Genomic DNA, 21688 nt, shown 5'->3' with positions numbered 1-21688 from the left:
AAGCCTGCAAGCTATAGTCATATGTTTTTCAGCTTATTGCTGCGCCGCCTGCTGATCCAGGAATTCCTGCGTTTGACGAATCAGCTCTTCTTTAATTTTGGCAATATCCGCTTGCAGCCTGCTGTTCGCTTCCCACTTCTGCTGGAGGCTCGTCAAGCCCTCTGCCGGGTTGACAACCATGCCAAGCTTGTAAGCCAGCTCATCGGATGCAATTGTGCCAAAGTCGGGGTTGGCCAGTTCGTTTTTGACCGGATCTTGATTAAAGGCAAATCCAGCAAGCGCAGAACGGACATACGTTTTTTCGTCGGCTAGATAGCGGAACGCATCAACCAGATTGTCCGGCACGTTCTCCGACAGGCGGATATAATTGGGATTCCATGTCAGCATATAGCCGGGGAAAACATAATTTTGGCTCATATCGACGCCATCCGGGTATTTGAATTTGTCTTCGCCAATCGCTTCCCAATGCGTGCCCTCAATGCCTATTTCGAACAGATCGTGATTCTCCTGACTTTCGAACAACCAGTTAATAAACGCCATCGCCCGATCGGCATTCACTGAAGTTTTCGGGATCGCCAGGAAGTTCCAGACGCGGAAATCAGAGATGTACGCCGGATTCGGCTGCACGTTCTCGCGGGCTGCCTTGGATACCAGGAATACGCCCATTTCAGCCGAAGGCACGCCTGCCGTTAGTTGTGCTTTAATATTGTCGAGATTAGACAAGCCTTCCATCATTGCCGCCGCTCTTCCCGCTGCGAATGTGCCGCTGGCGTCTTTGCGCACAATCGGCTCTTTCTCGATATACCCCTTGTCATGCCATTCGCGGACCGTCTCGAGTACGCTGTGGTCCGACTTGTTGAACGGTTCAGGGTACGATTCGATCGCTTCCAGCTTCTCGCCTTTAATGTTGGCGGCTACAACCTTGTTGTCCTGAATTAGCACGGTGCCCTCCACGTTAGGTCCAAGCTGGATCGGCCATATTCCCTTCTCATATTTCGCATGCATCGGTTTATTGACTTCGATCGCAGTAACCGCGCCGTAATGCCCGTCGTTTTTGATCACGAACGGAATCATGCCAGCATCGTTTTCGGTAACCTTGTCGAAGAACTCCAGCAACTCCTCATAGGTAGACAACTCGCCTATGCCGTATTTCTCGGACAAATCCTTGCGGTAATAGATCACTCCGAGATCGCCCAAATATTGTCCCAGCGGCACGCCGTACACATGGAGCTTGCCATCCGCTCCCACAAACCGGTTGTTATCGAGGAATCCCTCGCCAAACGCCTTCTTCAGACCCGGATATTGATCGTTGTTGAAGTATTCATCCAGATTCGTATAGTTGTCTTGCGCAATAAAGGTGTTCATGTTCATCCATGGCGCGTCAAACGCGATGTCGACCTGCTCACCCGCCGACAGCTTCAGCTTCAGCTTGTTGACGTAATCGGCTTGAGGCGTGAACGTAAAGTTCAGTTTCAGGTTCAGCGTATCCTTTGTTCTCCGCTCGAATTCGGCGACAACTTCGTCGAATTGCTTCGGCTTGTCACCCCATAACATAATGTTCAGAGTAGCCGCTTCAGGCGTTTTGGAGCCTTGCTCTTCGCCCGCAGTCGGCGTTACCGTCGTCCCCGCACCCTGGCCGTTGTTGCCGTTATTGTCGTTGCCGCTGCATGCCGCCAGCATCGTTGCGAACAGACACATCGCCAGCAGCATAATCAACCCTTGCTTTCTCCGATTTTTCATGTACGAACCCTCCCGTATCATATCGTAATGCTGTATGCCAACCGGCGCAATCGCCGGATTCAGCCCTTAATGGCGCCAACCTTCAGTCCGCCTACAAAAAAACGCTGCAAGAACGGATACAGGAAAATGATCGGCCCGATCGTCACAATGGCCGTCGCCAGCCGCACCGTGTAAGCAGGAGCGATCGCGGCCGTCGACTGCGCGCCGGCCACCGCAATATTTTGCGCCATATCGACGTTGCGAATAATTTGCATAATGATGTATTGCAGTGAAAATAACTTGGTATCATCGATATACAACATCGCCGGCATCCAGCTCGACCAGTAGCCAAGCGCGTAGAACAAACCGATTGTCGCAAGTGCCGGTAGCGACAGCGGTAGCACGATTAAACGCAAGATAACCGCTTCGCCTGCTCCTTCCAGCTTGGCCGATTCGAACAGCTCCTTCGGAATATCGTTGAAGAAGTTGCGCATCAGGAACATATTCCACGGCGATAGCAAAGCCGGTAAAATATACACCCAGATCGAATTGCCCAGATGGAGATACTTAGTAATCAAAATATAGCTTGATACCATACCTCCACTGAACAGCATTGTAAAATAGAAAAACAGCGAGATATGCGGCGCGTAATGCAATCTGCGCCCGGAAAGCGCATATGCCGCCATGCTGGTAACAAGCAAGCTGAGCGCCGTTCCAGCGAACGTGATAAATATCGTAACCAGATATGCATCGGGGATCGTGTCCGACGAAAAAATGGCCTTGTAGGCCGCCAACGAATAATGTTCCGGGAACAGGCGGTAACCGTCGCGCAGCAGCGCCGTTTCCGCCGTGGCGGAGCTTGACAACACCAGCCAGAACGGATACAGACAGAGAGCGGCGAAGCCGGCGGTGAACAGATAGAACAAGATGGACATTATTCGGTCTTGCCTGGAATTTTTCATGTTGCCTTCCCTCCTAGAACAATGCAGAATCCTTGTCAATCCGTGAAGCGATCTTGTTCGCCACTACGACCAGTACGAAGCCGACCACCGACTGATACAGCGCTATTGCCTGCGTCATGCCCATCGATCCGGAAGTGCGCAATGCGCGGAACACATACGTATCGATCGTATCTGTCGTTCGGAACAGAAAGGTATTGTCACCTACCAGCGAATAGATCATGTCCAGATTGCCTCCAAAAATATTGCCCATACTGAGCAGAAACAGAAGGACTACGGTACTCCGCAACAGAGGCAGCGTAATGTGGAAGATGCATGACAAGCGCGAAGCACCGTCAATTCTGGCCGCCTCGTACAGCTCTTTATCAATGCCCACGATGGCCGCCATGTACACGATGGCTCCAAAGCCAGCCGTTTTCCACAAATTCATCAGCACAAGAATCGGCGGCCACACCTCGGGATCGGTATAAAAGGCAATCGTCTCCCAGCCAAGCTTGTTAAGCAGGCTGTTGATCACCCCCGTATCCGCGGTGAAAAAAGCAACCGTAAACAATCCGATAATCGGCCAAGAGATAAAGTTGGGCAAGATCATGATCGACTGCATGACCCGCACCAGCCAGTTGCGCCCTAGCTCCGTCAGCATAATAGCCAGTGTCAGCGACATGAGTGTACCCGTCAGGATAAAGGAGATGTTGTAAAGCACTGTATTTAAAGTAATTCGCACCCAAGCCTGGCCTCGAAAAAAAAAGCGGAAATTGTCAAACCCAATCCATTCACTGCCGAATATGCCTTTGATCGGGTTGAAATCCATAAACGCTATCGATACGCCAATCATCGGCAAATAGGCAAATATGATGCTGAACAGTACAGCCGGCACAGCAAGCGCATACAGATAACGGTTATAGACCAGATCTCGCACACCGGCGGATTTTATTTTCTTGCTCATGCCCCTTCCACCTCAATTTCTTTGTAGTTGTCCTCCGCCACTCCGTTTCGCTACCTGTTCTGTACCTTTATTGTAGCTTCACTCCGCCATCAGACGTTACATCCCCTTTTGTCGCATTGGGTGGATAAATTTATTGCGCCCCGCTCACGCAACAAAAAAACCGGAGATTCAGCACATAAAATAACGTGCTAAACAACCGGTATCCTGCCGTTCATTGCTCGCAGCGGCTTTGCAGCCTGTATTCGCTTGGTGCGCAACCCAGCTTTGTGCGAAATATTTTTCCGAAATACTTCTCATCGCTAAACCCCGATTTGTCCGCCACCTCGTAGATTGGCAGATTGGTCGTCTCCAGCAGCCGCTGCGCGTGGTGCAAATTCATCTCCTGCACATAGTACACGAAAGAAACGCCGACAATTTCTTTGAAGCATTTGCTGAAATAACTGACGCTCATCCCCACCTGCTTGCAAATGTCGGCTTGGCTCCATCTGCCGCCGTCAGTCCCGTGCAACAGGTCGAGCCCCTGCATGATCGATGCAATCACCTGCTCCGAATACATCGTGCGGCACAATCTGTGCATAGCTGCGTCCCGAAACCGCTCCACCCATTCCAGCAGCTCCGGCACGGATTGCAACGGCTCCAGTTGCGCGGATGCATGTGCAATCTCCGGGGCCAGCTGCGGGCAGAACCGTCGCCACTCCCCGGCTATGCAATACGTCAACGTTTCCTTCCAGAGGGCAGCGTTGAACACTCGCAGTGTATCCGCCGACAAGGCCTCGTACAATTCCTCGCGCGCCACCCAGTGCAGCGAGGCCCAACGCTCCGCCAGCCGTTTGCGGATGCCGGGATCAGCTTCGGCCTGCTCCGTCTCGGAGTACCGCTCGACATGGCGGGAGATTCGCTTCAGCAGATCATGCACGGAATCATCATCCAACTGTGTTTTGACCATGTAATCGATGGCTCCAAGTCGCAGCGCTTGCTGCAAATAATCAAAATCCTGATGACAAGTAATGACAACGGAACGGACGGATGGATGATCCGACTGCAGTTTTCGGATAAAAGTGAGCCCATCCATTCCCGGCATCGAAATGTCGGTCAGCACCAGATCGATGCCTCCGGCGTCCAACGCTTTCAACGCTTCTTCGACTGTGGACGCCTCCCCAGCCCATTCCATGCCATATTCGGCCAATGGCATAATACTGCGAATGCCTCTGCGCACCAATGGCTCATCATCCACGAGCAACACCCTGATCATGTTCTCCCTCCCCCTTTACGCTATCCGGAATTACGATGGTGACGGTCGTTCCTTCGCCAATTCGGCTGTCAATGCTCATAGAGGCCAGATCGCCGTAATGAACATCCAGCATTTTCTGCACATAATTCAGCCCAATGCCAATACCGGTCGACTTGCCTTCTTCTCCCCTGAGCAATGCGGCCACGGTGTCCGGATTCATGCCTTGCCCGCTGTCGGCTACCGTAATCTGGATATAACGCCCGGCGCTCCGCTTCAAATGAACGACCACGCGGTCTTGCTCTCCGCTTACACCATGGTAAAGCGCATTCTCCACAATAGGCTGCAGCACAAATCTTGGTATCGGCACTTCGGCAATATCCGAATCCACGCTGGAATCCACTTTGAAGCGATGATCGTAACGAATATTTTGCAGCTCGATATAGTCGTTTAATGCGGCAAGTTCCTCGCGGATGGTTACAATCATGCTTCTTTTGCCCAAATTATATTGCAGCACTCGCGTGAACACTTTCACCAGATCGTAAATTTCGCGTTGCCCCTTCTCCAGAGCCAGCCATTGAATCGTATTCAGCGTATTGTGTAGAAAATGAGGATTAATCTGGGCAATGAGTTTTTCAACCTCCAGTTCGCCCTTGCGCTTCTCCTTCTGCTCCACCTCGGTGATCAATTCTACAATTCTGCGGCTCATATCTCTGAAGCTGGAATAGATCACTTCAAATTCAGTCAAACGAGTATGCAGCTTCTGCAGGTGATTGCCATCGTGGCTGAAGCGGTTCATCGCCTTGTTCATCGTCTGCAGCGGACGGTACACCATCCTCCAAATATACGACACAGCGCCAACGGTCAGCACAAGCGATAAACAGGACATGATGACATACAGAATACGCCATTGCTGCACTTCCTTCTCATATACGCTCAGTTTCACGTGCGACACCAGCTCCCATCCATTCTTGCCGGCTATGGCGAATGACTTGAAGGCACTCAGCGCGACGCGTTCGTCATCCAGGCTTACCCCTTCGTGCAGCTCAATCGGCAGATTGCTGTACCGGATCACCCTATCGCTCCCGATCAGCGAATGATATACGCCGGCCGTTCCCCCGTCTCCCCCCCCAAGCGGGACATGATACATCCATTCCGTCTCCAGATAGACATAATATATTTGTCCGTTGCCGTATGGAATCGGCCGCAGCAATGACAGCACCGTCTTCTCGGAATTGTCCCGCACCGTCGAGTGAGGGCTGTTGTAGGTCAACTGATTGGCTCGGAACAGCGGCACAAACGGCATATCATCTATTGTTGCGCTCATGAAGCGATGTTTCAACGGAGCATTCTCGAACTGGATCGGCTTATAATGCTCTTCGAAATAGATGAAAATCGCATGAATCGCCGGGTTGGAATAGATGATGTTCGTAAGCGAACGGTCGATCGAGTGGAAGTACTTCGTCTTCTCGAATGGATCTTCGCTTTGTATATACAACGCAATGTCGTCGCCCAAGCCTCCGTCGGCCGCCAACAGCTGGGAGACGCTCGCAAGATTGTCGAACGCCTTCTCCAGCGCATCCCGCTCGCCGCGCAGCACCGTCTCATAGCTGGCATTGATTTTCTCCATCTGAATCTGATAAAACCAGAAATAAGAAGTGAATCCGATCAACACAATTGGCGTAATCGTCACAAAAATAAGCAATATGCTAAGTCTGCCCTTCAGCGTGTCTGGCCACAGCCAATGCAGCAGATGTCTGACATTCATGCGGACTCTTCCTTTCGTGGCATTCTCGCCTCCTTTTATTGTAAATCGACGGATGAAAATGCGATACGTTATTTTTCACCCCTCATCATGTACGCCGCAACTGCAATAAAGAGGCTGTCCCCAAAGCCGTACACGACTTGGAGGACGACCCCTCACTTGGTTTACACTCTCAGTTGCGATGAGCGAGATCCATTATGCCTTCACCACCCTGCTCCCCTCCAGGTTCGAATCGTATAGCCAATCCATTCCTGCATCAACGCGGCTGCCTGGGCACGCGTCAAATTGTCCCCGGGTGCAAAGCGGTTGCCCTCCTTGCCGCGGTGGATACCGGCGCTATGCAACAGCCGAACCGCCTCTTTCGCCCATGGCTGAATGTCCGCCGCATCGACGAATTCATCTGCCTTCTCGTTCTCAGGCCATTCAGCCGCCTCCTGCAGCGCAAGCCCGATGTATTGCGCGTAGCGCAGCAGCATGACAGCCATCTCCTCGCGTGTCACCAACCGATATGGCTCAAACTTCCCGTTCCCCGTTCCGACGATAACTCCCGCTTCATAAGCCCAGCCTGCGGCCGCTGCATACCACTCTTCATCATTCGTATCCGTAAATGGCACGCCTCCGACCGAGCCTGAGTTCACTGTTTGTTCCAAATTGGCCAACATGTGAACCGCCATCGCCCGGGTCATGCCCTGCTCCGGCGCAAAGCGCCCGCCGCCGATTCCCTGCATCAAGCCTCTGGCCGTTGCCAGAGCAATGCTCTCCGCCGCCCAATGCGAATTCGTGTCAACATAATGATTCGACTGATTCGCCAGAACAAAATAGACAGTTCCGCCGACCATGAAGCTAACGCCTCCGGCCGTACGATCCGACCATAGATTGGCCCGTTCAACGCCGGCAGCCGACAGTTCGTCCACAACCGCAGCGGCACCTGCAACCGGCAAGGTGACAAGCGCAAGATGGACGCCTGCAGCCGACGGCAGTTCTTCTCCATCCAACGTCGCAATGAACGCATATATCTGGCGTCCGCCCGCGACTTCGCGCACGGATTCCGCCAGTTGCGCAGTATCCGCTTTCCGCAGTGTCAACTGCAACGTACCCGAGCGATCGCGGTAAAGATCCAGCACCGCTTCAATGCTTAATTGGATATCACCCAGCGGACTTCCGAGCAACAGATGCCGGACTCCCGTCTCTGTCCATGCATCCCCCTTCCATACTTCCTCCGGAATCGCAACCGAGAAGCCTTCCGCAGCGGCCATATCCGCCTTATCCATGCTCACCGCAATTTGAGCTATGCCGCCTTGCTCTCCCGCAGCTTGCACAGCCCTTGCCACGCCGTACGAATGAAGCTTCGCCATGAAGAGCCCTTCTCTCCACTCGCCATCGTACGCAGCGGACTCGTCTCTGCCGCTATCCGTACCGCTACCGCTTCCGCCAACTCCCGTATTGCCGGTCGTATACCCGGTCACCTCAACGCTTGCGCTCGCGTAATGATCCTCTGTACGGATGTCAATAACCGTTGTGCCCGCACCAGTCACAGTAACGGTGCCTTCCGGATCAACTTGAGCTACCGTTGAATTCGAGGAGCGGAAGATCCATTGGCGGTTGACGGCATTAGACGGCGATACGATTGGCTTCAGCGTCACCCGGCTGCCGACGGCTAACGCCGACTGCGGAGCTTCAGCCGTTATGGTCTCGGCCCGTGCCGGAAGAACGGCAAGCGTCAGACTCGCTTCCACACTCGGACGGTCGCTGCGTTCGGCCCTGATTGTCGCCGTACCGCTGCCTATTGCTGTGATGCTTCCGCTGCTGTCGACCGACGCCACATTATCATCAGAGGAGCTCCAGATCACGGCGGCGTTGACATCGCCTCCCACAAGCCGAGCTGTCGCTTCCGCCGACTCTCCTGCCGTCAATTCCATCAGCTTCTTGTCAAGCTCAATAGCGTAATTTTCCGGCTGCCCATGCCGGATAGCGATGCTTCTTACATCAACGGAAGCATCTTCCGCTCCATTCGCCATCACGTACAACGTCACCCGCTGCAACCCCGTCTTGTCGAACAATGCGTCGTATTGACGCAGCATGTACGCTACATCCACCTCCACAATTCCTGTTGTTGTATAATCTGCCACCAGGTATTTCGGATGTTCGTCGCCTTCAAACTTCAATTGCAACGTCCATCGGGCTGTTGCCTGCGCCACATCGATCGCAAGCCGGATCGGCTTGTCGAAATCCAGCAGGAACGGAGCCGACCGAACCGTGCCATAATCGCCGTCAGGATGATTCTCCGTCACGCGCGCCGCTGCGTTAATGTAACCGATCCGCCCCGGTGCCGAGGAAGATTCGAACGTCTCGATCGTTGCTTTATCCGCCGCATAAGCCGTTGTTTCATCCTCATATATAACCTCTAGCGAATTAACTATGAAGTACGCGCCTTTCTTGTCGGTCGCCCACAACTCCAGCCTTGCTTCGCCGGAGCCGTTCGGCGCCTGGCTCTGATAGTCCAATATTCCCTGAGCCAGATTGATCGTTTGCATGCCGGAGGCCACCCGGTTCGCGTATACATAATAGGATGTACCACCCCACAGCAGCTTGAGCGTATAGGTGTTTCCTTCGCCGACCTCCGCAATATCGATAAGTAGAGACGGATTTCTCGCAAAATCGAGCGTAAATGTATCAGATTGAACACCTCCGTAACCCTCGTTGTCGGTCCTGTTTTCCATAATGCCTTTTTTGCCGATAAGCGTTGCCGTACCTGGTGATTCACCGGATACAAAATTAACGATATCAGAAGCTTCAAAGGTAACATCTGCAGCCACAGCTGGCGGATCGTCGTAGAACAGCTTAAGCGACTTCATTCCAAAGGACGCTCCTTCCTTGCCGTTCGCCATCAGATAGATGCGCAGCGGCACCTTATCCGTTCGATCCCGGTCGCCGAACGAAGCCAGCGCATTTTTCAGATCGATCAGCTTTTTGCCGGCATCTCCCCCATTCGACAGCACATATTTGCCCCATTGCTCATCTTCGAATTTGATCTGAACCGTATAATACGGGTCGGGCCAGACCGCCTCCAGTTCCAGAAACGGTCGGCGGGAGAAATCAACTTCAATCGAATCGGATTGCACCGCTCCCCAGTCGCCGTCCTCATTGGTTTCCGTAATAAGCGTGTAACCTTCGCCGCTATCCGATACCGTTGCCGGCATCGCCGCTACCGGCGTATACAGCAGCGCATCGGCGGCTGAAGCCTCATAGATGATGTTGGCCTCATCGGGACGACTGATCTCCAGCTTAATATTCGCCGTATCGCTTAATCCGTTCGCGTCGTTCACCGTTACCGCAATATCGACGATCCCGTTGGTCAGCCGAGCCGTCTCCAGCGAATAATCAGCCATGAACGGACCCGAGTACAGTAATGTATCGCCAGCGGCAATTTCCATCGAGGCGTTGTCGCTGCCCGTCAGCTCCAGCGTCAGCTCGACCGTATCCGCCGATATGTTCTTGCGTTGTACAGACGGTGACAGGATGTTAACCCCGATCGCGTCTTTGGCGATGGTCCGCGCGCCGACCATCCAGTTGGTTCCGACATGACGAATATCCGCCTCGGCAGGCAGCACAATCACATTGCGCGATGATTGCGTCGGAATCGTCAGGTTGTAGTTACCCGATGCATTGGCGACAATTGTAGTTTTGGCAACGACGTCGAACAGCTTGGAGGGACCGTCCAGTTCAACTGTCACATGTCTGGCCTCCGGATACGGGTTGTAATACAAATATTGCGGGAAGCTGCCCGCTTCGCGATAATAATCTGTTGCATTCAGATCGAGACGCAGAATGCGCTCCACGCTTGTCGGATCGATAATTGCGGCAAAAACGCCAATCAGCGACGAACCGTAAATGCCATAGTTGGTCTGTCCCCAGCCATGACTGACCGGATCGCCTGTAGCGTACGGCGCAACGCCGTTTTCCGAACGCCGGACACCCTCATAGCCAATAACGCCGTCCGGGTCATGCTGGAACGCACCTCCATGCGACTGATTGGTAGCCGGCACTTCGTTCGGATACATTAGCCGCACGCTGTTGGAGGCGCTCAGGAACCATTTGCCGACAGCGTCGGAATAACGGGGATCATATTTGGCAAGCGGCGCAAGCACCGAACCCAGATGATAGGTGTTCATCAGAAAACCATATCCACCGCCGTCCCGTTCCGCGCCAACAAGCCCGTCAGCTTGATAGCCGCCCCACTCGCCCTCCATGACGCCCCAGCCGGTACGGACATCGCTGTCCGCGTCGAAGAGCCAATTGATCATTTTGTCAACATTATACTTTTGGCCAAATCTGAAGTTCATCACGGCTGCCATCAGCGGGCTGTAATCCTGGGTGACCTCATAATTGGGGTTGATAGCGCTTGCATTCAGCTCATCCATGACCAACGCCATTGCATCCAGATACTTCTGCTCGCCTGTCGTCTCGTAAGCCGAATAAAAAATATAAGCAAGTGCCCCGCCGGGCGGTTCTATCCACCCTTCATTGCGGACCGGCTCATCTGTTTTCATGTTGTAGGAGGTGAAGTCAAATGACAGCTTCCCGCTGCTATCTTTGAAGTTCGGCAATGCCTCCAGCCATTTTTCCGCTCCCTGCACAATAATATTGCGCATCGAAGGAAGTTCTCGTCCGAATTTCCGCTTTGCCGTCTCGTAAATTTGAATGTGAAGCAACTGCGGGTATAGCTCGTACCAGAAGCTTTGGCCGGTGGACGTATTCGTGCGGTTCAACACCATCTCTTCGCCATTTGCGGCATTGTGAAAGCCGTTCGCCATTTCCGCCAAATTGTAGCCGTACTGATTCGTCTTATCGATGCCCGCCAGCATGCCAGACAGCAGAGGCGCCAGCGTCGAGATCGCCTCCTGCGCTCCCGGCGTCATCGTGCCTTCACCCGAGCCGTTGACATGGCCTATGTACGACGGGAATCCGAACATTCGACCATACCCGTTGTGATTGGTATCGTCCCAATAGCCGATCGGCATATACGATGCCGTCTGATCGACAGGCACATATGCAGGATTGGCGGCAAAAGCAAATAATAACTCGTCATAACGCTGCGCCATCCCGTCAAAATCCATATAGCGATATGAACTCGCCCAATCGGCCATTCGATCGACTTTGCGTATGGATTTGACGGCAGCCGGTTTCGCTTCGGCTTCCGCGCCTCCTGCAGACGAATTCACGGCCCCCGCCGAGCTGACGTATAGCAAACAGCCAAACACCGTCCCCGCAACAAGCGCAGCCGTTACTTGCTTCATCGCTTTTCTCATATTTCCATATACCTCCCCACCATTCATTCATTGCCTCCCCATAGTATAAAGCCACTATAGGACGTGGGGTTACATGTCAATTTGTCAGGATATGGCGGTCGTTTTCTCTTGTTCGCAACGCAATGATTTAAGATACCATTGTTCCTGTCCGGGCTCATCCCTTGTTAGCAGCCAGATCTCCGTAAAGGCTGCAGAAGGGACTGCAATTTTGTCCCAAGCCTGATTGAAATCGCTCCAGCCGAAGTTAGGCGACAGGTTCCGAATAAGCAAAGCCAGTGGGTAGTCGGAACTATAGCCTGCACTCTTGGCTTCTTTGCGAGCAATAAGCTGATTTAACGATTCGATCAATTGATTAATCGATTCAATGCAAATCATGGAGCGATGCTCTCGCAGAAACAATTGACGCGCTTCCTGCTCGCTATAGAACAAGTGCGTAATTTCCAGCCCCAGCTTGTTCCCGCGGCTATCCATCAGTACAGCGTCCGGTTTCTCCTGTTGATAAAGCAATCTTAGGCGATTGTCCGTAGTTTCGTTATACAAGCTAATAAACTGATCAACTGCCTCGCGCTCCAGCTCTTTTTTCGTGTTGACCACCATATTCCATTCACCTCGCAGCTAATTACCTCTTCTTATGAAATCCGCCCAGTAGGCGGCATTTACTTGGTTCTCCCTGCATATTCACTTGGCGTAAGACCTGTGAAGTTTTTGAAACACTTTAAAAAATAGCTTTTATTTTCATACCCCAGCTTTTCTGCCAGCTCCTCCACTGTGCTTGTCGTTTGGTCAATGAGCTCCTTTGCTTTTTCCATCTTCATTCGAGTGGTGTATACGACAAATGTTTCTCCCGTTTCCTTCTTAAACAATCGACTGAAGTAGCTGGGGTTCAGATGAAGATAGTCGGCTACCTCCTCTTGGGTGACCCGCCTCCCCAACGAGCGCATCACATATAGCTGCGCTTCTGTAATTTCCTTGCGTTGATTCTGCTGACTGATCTGATCCATCACAGGGAACGTGCTGTTCAGGATCGTAACGACCATCTCCAGCAGCTGATCGAGCGTCTCCGCCTCCAGAATTGACTGGTGCAATACTTCAATCGTGTAATCGGATCGAAAGTGCTGCAGCGACTTGAATTTAAGCTGTAAATCCATCATGATTTTTAGAAACCATTCCCTGACGATCCTTGGATGGTAGCGTTCTCGAGATATGAAGTCGGCCCAATATCTTGTAACCGTATCTACTTGACTTGCCGCTTGCTCAATCGCTATTTGCTTGAATTGGTTTAACGCACGGGAATAATGGACATATAAATCCTCAGAGGAATAGTCCGGCTTACAGAAGCGCGCAATGACTCTGCTTTTGGAATAAAATCGAAATTCCTCGGCTTCCTTCAGCAGCTTCAATACTCGTTCCTTAAGAGTTGTCACGTCCCTGGCATCCTGACCAACTAATAAAGTCACGCTTACGAGCAAATGCTTATAAAGCGCTCGTTGTATATCCTTTAGAATTTTCTCCCAATGATTCATGGCTCCCTGTAACGGAAAAAACAAAAGTAATCGTCCCTTAGAGTGGCGAAATAGGCTGGCATTCCTTGATTCCTCCGTCAGCTCTTCAATGACATTATTTATAACGAAGTTGAAATTATCTTCCGAGACAAATCTTTTCCATGTATCCTCATACCGTTCAATCAGACAAAGGACAGGAACGTACGCGTCTTTATCCAAATGAATGCCATAATCCTTGGCTTGATCTGAAAGGCGTTCAGGAAACAAAAGTGGACTGTACAACAACGATTGAAGAAACCTGTCCCTTAATACTGACGCGCTCTCATTTTTAATTTGCTGGAGACTCCAGCTTTCTGAATGCTGCTCCTCTACCTGATCAGCCAACTTCAAGAGCAACTGTACCACTTCATCTATTTCAATCGTTTCCTTTAGAATATAATCATCAACCTGGAGCCTGACCGCTTGCTGTGCATATGTGAACTCATTATGACACGATAAAATCGCTACTTTGAGCTTTGGATGAAGCTCCTTCATTTTCCGGATCAACTCAAGCCCGTTCATATGCGGCATCCCAATATCCGTAATTAATATGTCAGGAAGCGATGTCTTTGCAGCCTCTAAAGCCTTTGCACCGCTTTCATAGCAGCCTTGCACCTTCATCCCCAGCGACTCCCAAGGAACTGCTTGCATTAAATACTCAAGGACAGGATAATCATCGTCGACCAACATGATGTTATGCATGCTTCTCACCACTCTTCAGAGGTATTTCCAATGTGATAACCGTACCTTGGCCTGGCTTGCTTGCAAGTTGATAATGAAAGTGTTCTCCGTAGATCAGCCTCAATCGTTCAAACACATTTTTAAGCCCTATGCCTGACAACCCTCTCTTCAACTCTTCCTTCCGGGAGCTTTCGATTGAAGTTAAATGACCATGGAGCTGCGCGAGTTCCTTCGCTTCCATACCGCGACCCGTATCCCCTATTTGAATAAACAAATGTTCATCCTGCTTCTGAGCCAAGATGGATATGGAACCGGAATAATCGCGAAAACCGTGAATAAGTGAATTCTCCAAGATCGGCTGCAGGACAAAACGCGGAATGTCAACGGATGCAACCTCAGGCTCAATATTAATGTGAATCGTAATCGGCTCGCTGGTGCGGAAATTCATTAGTTTAAAATAGTGGGCAACCGTCTCTACCTCTTCATGCAAGGCAATAAACTCGTTGTTGCGATTTATAGTCATGCGCAGCAAAGAAGACAAGGAACTAATTAAAGCCGCATTCTCCTCATCGCCTTTCAACTTAATTCGTAACCGGATAGAGTTAAGAACGTTAAACAAGAAATGAGGATTAATTTGTGCTTGGAGCATCTCAAGCTCCGCCTTTCGTTTTCCCGTCTGCTCCAGAGTGATCTGTTGAATCATGTCTTCAATTCGATCCAGCATCTGATCGAAGGATTGTCCTAGCCGCCCCAGCTCATCATCCCCCTGTATATGCGTACGAAATTGCAGGTTGCCTGCTTCTACTTGTGACACCGCACGACTAAGTTTAAATACAGGCTTCGTAAACTGTCTCATCAAAGCAACGAGAATAAGTAGGAACACCGCAAAAAACAGTCCTTGAAGGATGAAATTTGTTCCTTGCACGGTATTAATCTGCGAAATAGCCTCTTGATAGGGCACCATGCTTACTAATATCCAATCGGAGATTGAAAGCTTCCTATTCAGCAGCATATAATCTTCTTTGTCTACTTTAATTATGCTGGGACTGGATTCATCTTCAAGCTTGTCAAAGTGCAAGAAGGATTGGCCTATTCTACTTTTATCCGGATGGGAGAGAATCGTTCCTTTGGAATCCAGCAGCATATGCTCATTATTCGTATTATTCTCGGGGAATATTGCACTGATCTGCTCCTCGCTTAAGCTAACAATAAGATAACCATACGGCTCTGAGGAGAAGCTCTTAATCGTATTGGCGATCGTAATGAAATAACGTCCTTCATCTTTATCCTCCGCTAAATAAGAAGGATGCGTACCAATCCAATACGTAGAAAATGACGGAATAGGAGCCAACTGTTTAAACCAGGGCTCTTGGAAAAAGTGCTGGGGATCGTAATCCAATTGCGATATATTGCTATAGGCTGTGCCATCCTTCAACAGAATCGTAATCCGCGTCTTTTCTCCCGGAAACGAAATGTTATCCAGCTTTTCTGTAATTTTCTTCGTATTGAAGTAATTCACTACAAACTGTTCTTCGCTGTTCAGTCGATTATCATTCCACTTGCCTCTAATAATAGATTGAATCTCACTATCGAATTGAATGAAATTGGACACATAAAGCATTTTATTCACCGTATTGACAATGTAACGATCCATCACCTCAAGGGTGCCTAACGCATTGTCGACAGCATGCTGCTTCACCACGCTCTTCGTGTTCAAGTTCGAGACCGTTAATGTAATGGCAGCAGGCAGCAGAAGACAAAGAATAGAGGAGATGATGAGCTTGTACCGAAGTGAGACAGGACGAATTTTGTCAGCGCGCTTCATGGGTATGACCTCTTTAGCTTCGATTATAGGGGTAGGGAGAGCGATTGCTCACTCTCCCTACCTGTAACCATTTTATCATCAATGCTGCTGGAAGCGCTATTATTTGTTTGCTGCTACGACCTTCTCTATCTTCGTTGCAGCGTTGGCTAAAGCGTCGTCAATCGTTTGTTCTCCCAGAAGCATCAGTTCAAACTCTGCAGAGTATGTCTTGTTGATTTCTTCTGTATAGGCAACCGGAATTTGTTTCGTAATCGCCTTAGAATTGTTAAGCGTATACAACAGCGACTCTTTATCGACCATAGAAGGATCCTTGGACCCATTAATCAACACATCTAATGCAGCAGCTGTATCTTCCTTCTTCCAAGAAGACAAGTATTTTTTCATCATTGGAAGACCTTCTGTCGTGAAGAAGCGAAGGAACTTGTATGCCTCTTCTTTATGCTTCGAAGTGGATACGACTCCGACAAAGTTAGAGCTCATCGTTGTGTAGCCGTTGGGATCTTCTTCGTTATTTTTTGGCATAGGAGCGAAGACGGTCTTGAAGTTAGCTGTGAACTCGTTTCCTCCGCCTACCTCACTAATCATCCAAGAACCAATAGGCATCATGCTCGCTTGTTGGTTGAAGTACAATGGACGGTAAGTGAGCTTCTGAGAAATAATCTCTGCATAAGGCGTAACCGACTGGTCAACTTTTTCTGCTTGATGACGAATTTCCAGAGATTTCTTCACACCTGGGTTGGCTACATTAACGGTGTGGTCAGCCAGCACCAAGTCATTGTTGTCAGGTTGATTCCAAAGGCCAAGCAGGAAATAGTCAATCCAAGTGTGGAAGTAGGTGCCATAACGCTTGCTAGGACCTTCTCCTTTAGTCATCGCTTTCGCGTAGGCCAAGTACTCGTCCCAAGTCCAATCTGTCGGTACCTCTAGATTGGCTTCATCAAGATGATCCTTGTTCAGAATAATAAACCACTGGCTGAATGATGCTGGAAGACCATAATAATTACCTTCAATAGACGTGTTTATTTTGTATTCCTCATCGTACGCCAGTCCTTCCCCGCTCATCAGATCGTTGAGCGGCTCAAGCAAGCCATTAGCGGCACGCTGCGAGTAGCTGCGAGCATCTGGAAGCAGAATAGCGTCAAGCTGTTCCCCGGAAGCAGACAGTAGATCAATTTTCTTCACATTATCAGCGGCACTCGCTTCGTTCAATGGAACAAACTCTACGAGAATACCCGGGTTCAACTCTTGGAATTTTTCGATGATGGGAGCCAAATCTTCGGTTTTGAATGAAATGCCATCCGCATGAAATTTAATCGTTACCGGCTTTGGGTCTGTACCGCTCGATGAAGGCTCTTTACTCGTACTCGGAGCGTTACCTGAATTGGATGAACAGCCTACCATGATCATAATTGTTAAAGCAAAGCTTACTACAGACAGCCATCTTCTACTTTTCATTGCTTTTCCCCCTATTTATAAAATGATTGCGCTTTAATTAAATCCTAACAGGAAGATAGCTTCATTAAAGTCAAATTATTTTACCTGTTGCGAATTTTTTTGACTTCTTGCCCTCACTCTGCTTTCCTTTATCCTTTCACACCGCCCAAAGAAAGTCCTGCAATAACGTGTTTTTGTCCCAATATAAACACAATCAGAAGCGGTACAATGGCAATGACCGATCCTGCCATCATTAAGGAGTAGAACTCGCCATAAGCATCGGCGAACTTGCGGATACCAAGCTGCAACGTTAGCAGCCCTTCAGATCGCAGGAATATAAGCGGATTCTGGTAATCGTTCCATGTCCAAATGAATCGGAGAATACCGTATGTTGCAATAGCGGGTCTAACAAGCGGAATCGCCACAATTGCAAATATGCGAATATGACCGGCACCATCCATTTTGGCCGCCTCAATATATTCCTTATTAATGCCTAGGAAAAATTGTCTTAGCAGAAACGTGCCGAGCACGCTGAAGCTGTTAAGCAAAATGAGCCCCAAATGCGTGTCAAATAATTGCAGCTCGCGAAAAATGATAAACTGTGGAACAAGAATAGCTTGGCTGGGAATCATATAGGTAGCCAGTACAATCATAAACGCAATGTCGCGTCCTTTGAACGCAATCTTTGCAAATGCGTATGCCGCCATACAGGAGAATAGCAGCGATGTTAAGGTTGTCAGAATCGTTACTTTAATGGAGTTCCAGTAATACAAATACAAAGGATATTGGCCGAGCCAAACTTCCTTGTAATTTTCAATAGCCTGCCATTGCTGCGGTATCCATTGAATGGGATAGGTGAACACTTCGGCCTCCGTCTTGAAGGAAGTCGATAACATCCAGAAGAAGGGCAGCAGGAAAGCTACGCCTACCCCTAAAAGCAGCACCGTTGTCACACATTTGCGTATATCCAGTTTACCAAATGCCATCCTCTTTCACCTCCTAGTAATTCACCCATTTGCGCTGGCTATACCATTGAATAACGGTAATAAGAAATATGACCAAGAACAGGACAAGCGCCATCGTTGAAGCGTAGCTCATCTTCAAATGAATGAAAGCTGTCTCGTACAGCTGGAACACCACAACTGTCGTCGAATTGGCAGGACCACCGTTTGTGAGCACCTGAATAATATCGAATACTTTGAACGTTCCGATAAGACCAGTAATTAATAGAAAAAAGGTTGTCGAGGACAGCATCGGCAGCGTAATGTTGAAAAACTTCTGTCTTGGCTTGGCGCCATCCATCTCGGCAGCTTCATACAGCTCCTGAGGTATGGCTTGTAATCCTGCAATGTAAATGATCAAGTTATAACCAATCGATACCCACACCATGATCATCATGATCGATGGAAGGGCAAAATCAATATCCGCTAACCATTTCGGTGGATTGTCGATCCCCAGTGATACCAGCAAGTTGTTCACAGGACCATAGGACGGATGAAACAGCACTTGCCATACCATCGCAACGGCTACAATACTTGAGATATAAGGCATGAAGTAGATGACCTTGAACGTATCCTTGAAGTACACATATCTATTAATAAGTACTGCCAACAGGAGAGACAGAGCCAACGTAGCCGGAATGACAAGCATGAAGATTATATTGTTTTTCATCGATTTCCAGAACAGCTCATCCATCAGCAGTCGCTCGAAATTACGGAAACCAATAAATTCAATCCGCTTGAATCCGTGTAGAAAGTTCCATTCTGTAAAGCTTAGGAAAAATGAAATGAGGATGGGCATTAAAGTAAGGACCGTAACGCCAATCAGCATGGGAGCAATAAAGAAATAGCCGTAAACATTTTCAAACAGTACATTTCTGTTGAAGCGCGGCTTTTTGCCTGCTGAAACCGTTGTTGACTGTAGTTGTTCACGCATTGGGTTCACCTCACTTCGATTCATTATTGACTCAAGACACATGACTTGAAGAATAGACTACCAATCCCATACAAGTACATCGCTATGGCTATGGCTCCCCCAGCAGCCACTTGTCTAAAAATGCATAGGCCAACTGTCGAATTGAATCCGGAAAGTCATGTCGCGACGTGCCTATTAACGCTTGAAATCGATCGCCAACATTCAGATGCTCGTACAGCAGATGCAGCTCAGACGCCGCCTCGCTAATTTCTTTCCAATGCGGCATGTACTGATCTTGTTGAGCGATCCAGCAGAAGAATGGCGTTGGGGCCGCTAGCGCTGCAATTTCGTGAAAGTCGAAATCGATTTTCCCCATACGCATTAGCTCTGTTACCCTCGGAAGATGTGAGAACCAATCTCTTCTCCCCCAGCGATTGTTATCTGCATCGCCATAGAAAGTGGATAAGCCGCAACTTACCGCTACCGCTTTCACTCTCTCGTCCATCCCAGCTAGAAAATAAGCGTTATAGCCGCCAAGTGAATGTCCAATCGCACCCACTCTCTCAGGGTCTACTTCGGGCAAGCTGCACAACAGATCCAAGCCGTGAAGGTGATCCGAGAGCATCTTCCCTACCGCTGACCACTCTGGATACTGCTTGTCGAATAAAGCGGTATGAAAGTAATCAGCGCCGTCATCCTTCCGCTCCCCTGCAGTAATCGTATCCGGAGCGAGCACGATATAGCCGCGCTCTACAAGCTCCAGGGCATATCTCCTGCCTTCTCTGCCCGATTCAACAGCAATGTCATCTTTGCCTGCGTTGGCTGTCGGGTGCAAAGCCATTATAGCGGGCAACTTTCCTACTGCGTTCGCACGAGACATCGTATAGGGCACTAATAGATAGGCTGTTACTTTGTCCCCATATGCAGCGTCATATTGGATATGAAGGCGCATATGATTCGCTTCCCTCACAGAGTCCAATTGTTCGAAGTGGACAGGTGCCCTCTCCGGCAGTCCGCCAACTAATTCCAGCCATGACTGAAGGATCGCGTCTCTCTTACGTGCCCAATCCTTCTGTGTAGACAAGCCGGCCAGTAAGGGAACCAATCCTTTATGACTATTTTTTCTCATAGAATGCGATAACCTTAGCAATTCCAGCGATCATCTCTTCGATATCCTTCTCCGTGAAGAACTCGTTAACCTGAATACGTACAGCTGTCTGCAGAATACTCTCAGCTACAGGACAAAGCCCTCTCTCATACGTAATCCCCGAGATATCGAATGGAAAGTGAGAACCAGGATAAGCCGTTCTATTCTGGAATAGAGGCTGCATATAGGCAACATCCGAGATATAGCCTTCCATATTGGGAATGCCCTCTGCTTCTAGCGCCTTGCAAAATTCTGTTCGCGTACAAGTCAATTGATCCAAATCCAGACGGAACATATAGAACCAATACGTGCAATAATTGCCTTCGTCTACCCTAGGAACATGAATGCCCCGCAAATGACTTATTCCTGCAGTAATTTTGTCGCCATATCGCTGACGAATATCACATATATGGCCTAGCTTCTTCAATTGCGCGATGCCTACGGCCCCCTGAAGCTCGGTCATGCGATAATTCGGAGCCAGTGTGTAGAGATCCTTCTGGACGTTGGTGCCGAATCTCTGATAGTTCTTATCCGCAAAGGCATGAGCAGCATGGTAATCGGCTTCTTCACCAGAATTAATCGTTACAATCCCGCCGTCTCCAGTTGATATATGCTTAAAGTCGTTCGTGCTGAAGCAGCCATAATCACCAATCGTACCAATTAGCCGGCCCTTATATCGAGTAAGATAGCTCTGTGCGCAATCCTCGATTACCTTAAGCTTGTGTTTGCGTGCAATAGCCATGATCGCGTCCATGTCCGCTGCATTGCCTGCAAGATGTACAACGACTATGGCCTTTGTTCTAGGCGTAATTCTTGCTTCAATCGATCGGGGATCCATGTTGTAGGTATGCGGATCGAGATCGGCGAACACTGGAATGGCATTCTGATAGAGGATACCGACAAGTGTTCCCTGATCCGTAATCGGACTTGTGATAACTTCATCGCCTACTGTTATACCCGCAGCGCCCAAAGCGACATGAATCGCCGCTGTTCCAGATGATGCAGCCACACTATAACGAATGCCATACATCGCATTGAAATCGTTTAGAAACGTTTTCACCTTTGTGCCAAAATGATAAAAAAGCGTGTTCTGATTCAGCGCCTCTACAAGCTCAGTCACCTCTTCAAATCCGAATCGCTTGCCAGTGCCGAAAGGTGTTGTTTTCACCTTTTCCCCGCCATGTATAGCTAATTTTTCTACGTGATTAACCATTTTGTTG

The 21688-nt window shown here is 49.5% G+C and carries 14 protein-coding genes; all 14 read right to left on the bottom strand.

What is annotated here, in order from left to right; genetic code table 11:
* Nucleotides 1-33 precede the first annotated feature (33 nt).
* Complete coding sequence (locus tag ACFQ2I_RS16125) at nucleotides 34-1740, bottom strand: extracellular solute-binding protein (protein WP_377565872.1); 1707 nt, start codon at nucleotides 1738-1740, stop codon at nucleotides 34-36.
* Between the two features lie 59 nt (nucleotides 1741-1799).
* The gene (locus ACFQ2I_RS16120; RefSeq protein ID WP_377565869.1) at nucleotides 1800-2681 is read right to left on the bottom strand and encodes a carbohydrate ABC transporter permease; all 882 of its coding nucleotides are present in this window, start codon (nucleotides 2679-2681) and stop codon (nucleotides 1800-1802) included.
* 13 nt (nucleotides 2682-2694) lie between these two features.
* Nucleotides 2695-3624: an ABC transporter permease gene (locus tag ACFQ2I_RS16115; protein ID WP_377565867.1), complete on the bottom strand. Its 930-nt coding sequence runs from the start codon at nucleotides 3622-3624 to the stop codon at nucleotides 2695-2697.
* 211 nt (nucleotides 3625-3835) lie between these two features.
* Nucleotides 3836-4876: a response regulator gene (locus ACFQ2I_RS16110; protein WP_377565865.1), complete on the bottom strand. Its 1041-nt coding sequence runs from the start codon at nucleotides 4874-4876 to the stop codon at nucleotides 3836-3838.
* Entirely contained in the window at nucleotides 4851-6620 is a 1770-nt protein-coding gene (locus tag ACFQ2I_RS16105) for a sensor histidine kinase (protein WP_377565862.1), read from the bottom strand. Before ACFQ2I_RS16105 ends, ACFQ2I_RS16110 begins: the two co-directional genes overlap by 26 nt.
* A 200-nt stretch (nucleotides 6621-6820) precedes the next feature.
* Nucleotides 6821-11926, bottom strand: coding sequence for an S-layer homology domain-containing protein (locus ACFQ2I_RS16100; RefSeq protein ID WP_377565859.1), 5106 nt, complete (start codon nucleotides 11924-11926; stop codon nucleotides 6821-6823).
* A gap of 84 nt (nucleotides 11927-12010) precedes the next feature.
* Complete coding sequence (locus tag ACFQ2I_RS16095) at nucleotides 12011-12523, bottom strand: hypothetical protein (RefSeq protein ID WP_377565856.1); 513 nt, start codon at nucleotides 12521-12523, stop codon at nucleotides 12011-12013.
* Nucleotides 12524-12582: 59 nt separating this feature from the next.
* Nucleotides 12583-14169: a response regulator transcription factor gene (locus ACFQ2I_RS16090; RefSeq protein ID WP_377565853.1), complete on the bottom strand. Its 1587-nt coding sequence runs from the start codon at nucleotides 14167-14169 to the stop codon at nucleotides 12583-12585.
* The gene (locus ACFQ2I_RS16085) at nucleotides 14162-15973 is read right to left on the bottom strand and encodes a cache domain-containing sensor histidine kinase (RefSeq protein WP_377565850.1); all 1812 of its coding nucleotides are present in this window, start codon (nucleotides 15971-15973) and stop codon (nucleotides 14162-14164) included. The genes ACFQ2I_RS16090 and ACFQ2I_RS16085 overlap by 8 nt, the downstream gene beginning before the upstream one ends.
* 99 nt (nucleotides 15974-16072) lie before the next feature.
* Entirely contained in the window at nucleotides 16073-17428 is a 1356-nt protein-coding gene (locus ACFQ2I_RS16080; protein ID WP_377565847.1) for an extracellular solute-binding protein, read from the bottom strand.
* Between the two features lie 128 nt (nucleotides 17429-17556).
* Nucleotides 17557-18393 (bottom strand): carbohydrate ABC transporter permease, encoded by an 837-nt coding sequence (locus ACFQ2I_RS16075; protein ID WP_377565844.1) that lies wholly within the window; start codon nucleotides 18391-18393, stop codon nucleotides 17557-17559.
* 13 nt (nucleotides 18394-18406) lie between these two features.
* Nucleotides 18407-19342 (bottom strand): carbohydrate ABC transporter permease, encoded by a 936-nt coding sequence (locus ACFQ2I_RS16070; protein WP_377565841.1) that lies wholly within the window; start codon nucleotides 19340-19342, stop codon nucleotides 18407-18409.
* A gap of 88 nt (nucleotides 19343-19430) precedes the next feature.
* Complete coding sequence (locus tag ACFQ2I_RS16065) at nucleotides 19431-20450, bottom strand: alpha/beta hydrolase (RefSeq protein ID WP_377565838.1); 1020 nt, start codon at nucleotides 20448-20450, stop codon at nucleotides 19431-19433.
* The gene (locus ACFQ2I_RS16060) at nucleotides 20437-21681 is read right to left on the bottom strand and encodes a DegT/DnrJ/EryC1/StrS family aminotransferase (RefSeq protein ID WP_377565835.1); all 1245 of its coding nucleotides are present in this window, start codon (nucleotides 21679-21681) and stop codon (nucleotides 20437-20439) included. The genes ACFQ2I_RS16065 and ACFQ2I_RS16060 overlap by 14 nt, the downstream gene beginning before the upstream one ends.
* Nucleotides 21682-21688 lie beyond the last annotated feature (7 nt).

This window comes from Paenibacillus chungangensis, from assembly GCF_042675905.1.
GTDB lineage: Bacteria > Bacillota > Bacilli > Paenibacillales > Paenibacillaceae > Pristimantibacillus > Pristimantibacillus chungangensis.
Note: the sequence above shows the minus strand (reverse complement) of the source record. Positions and strands in the feature narration are given on the sequence as shown.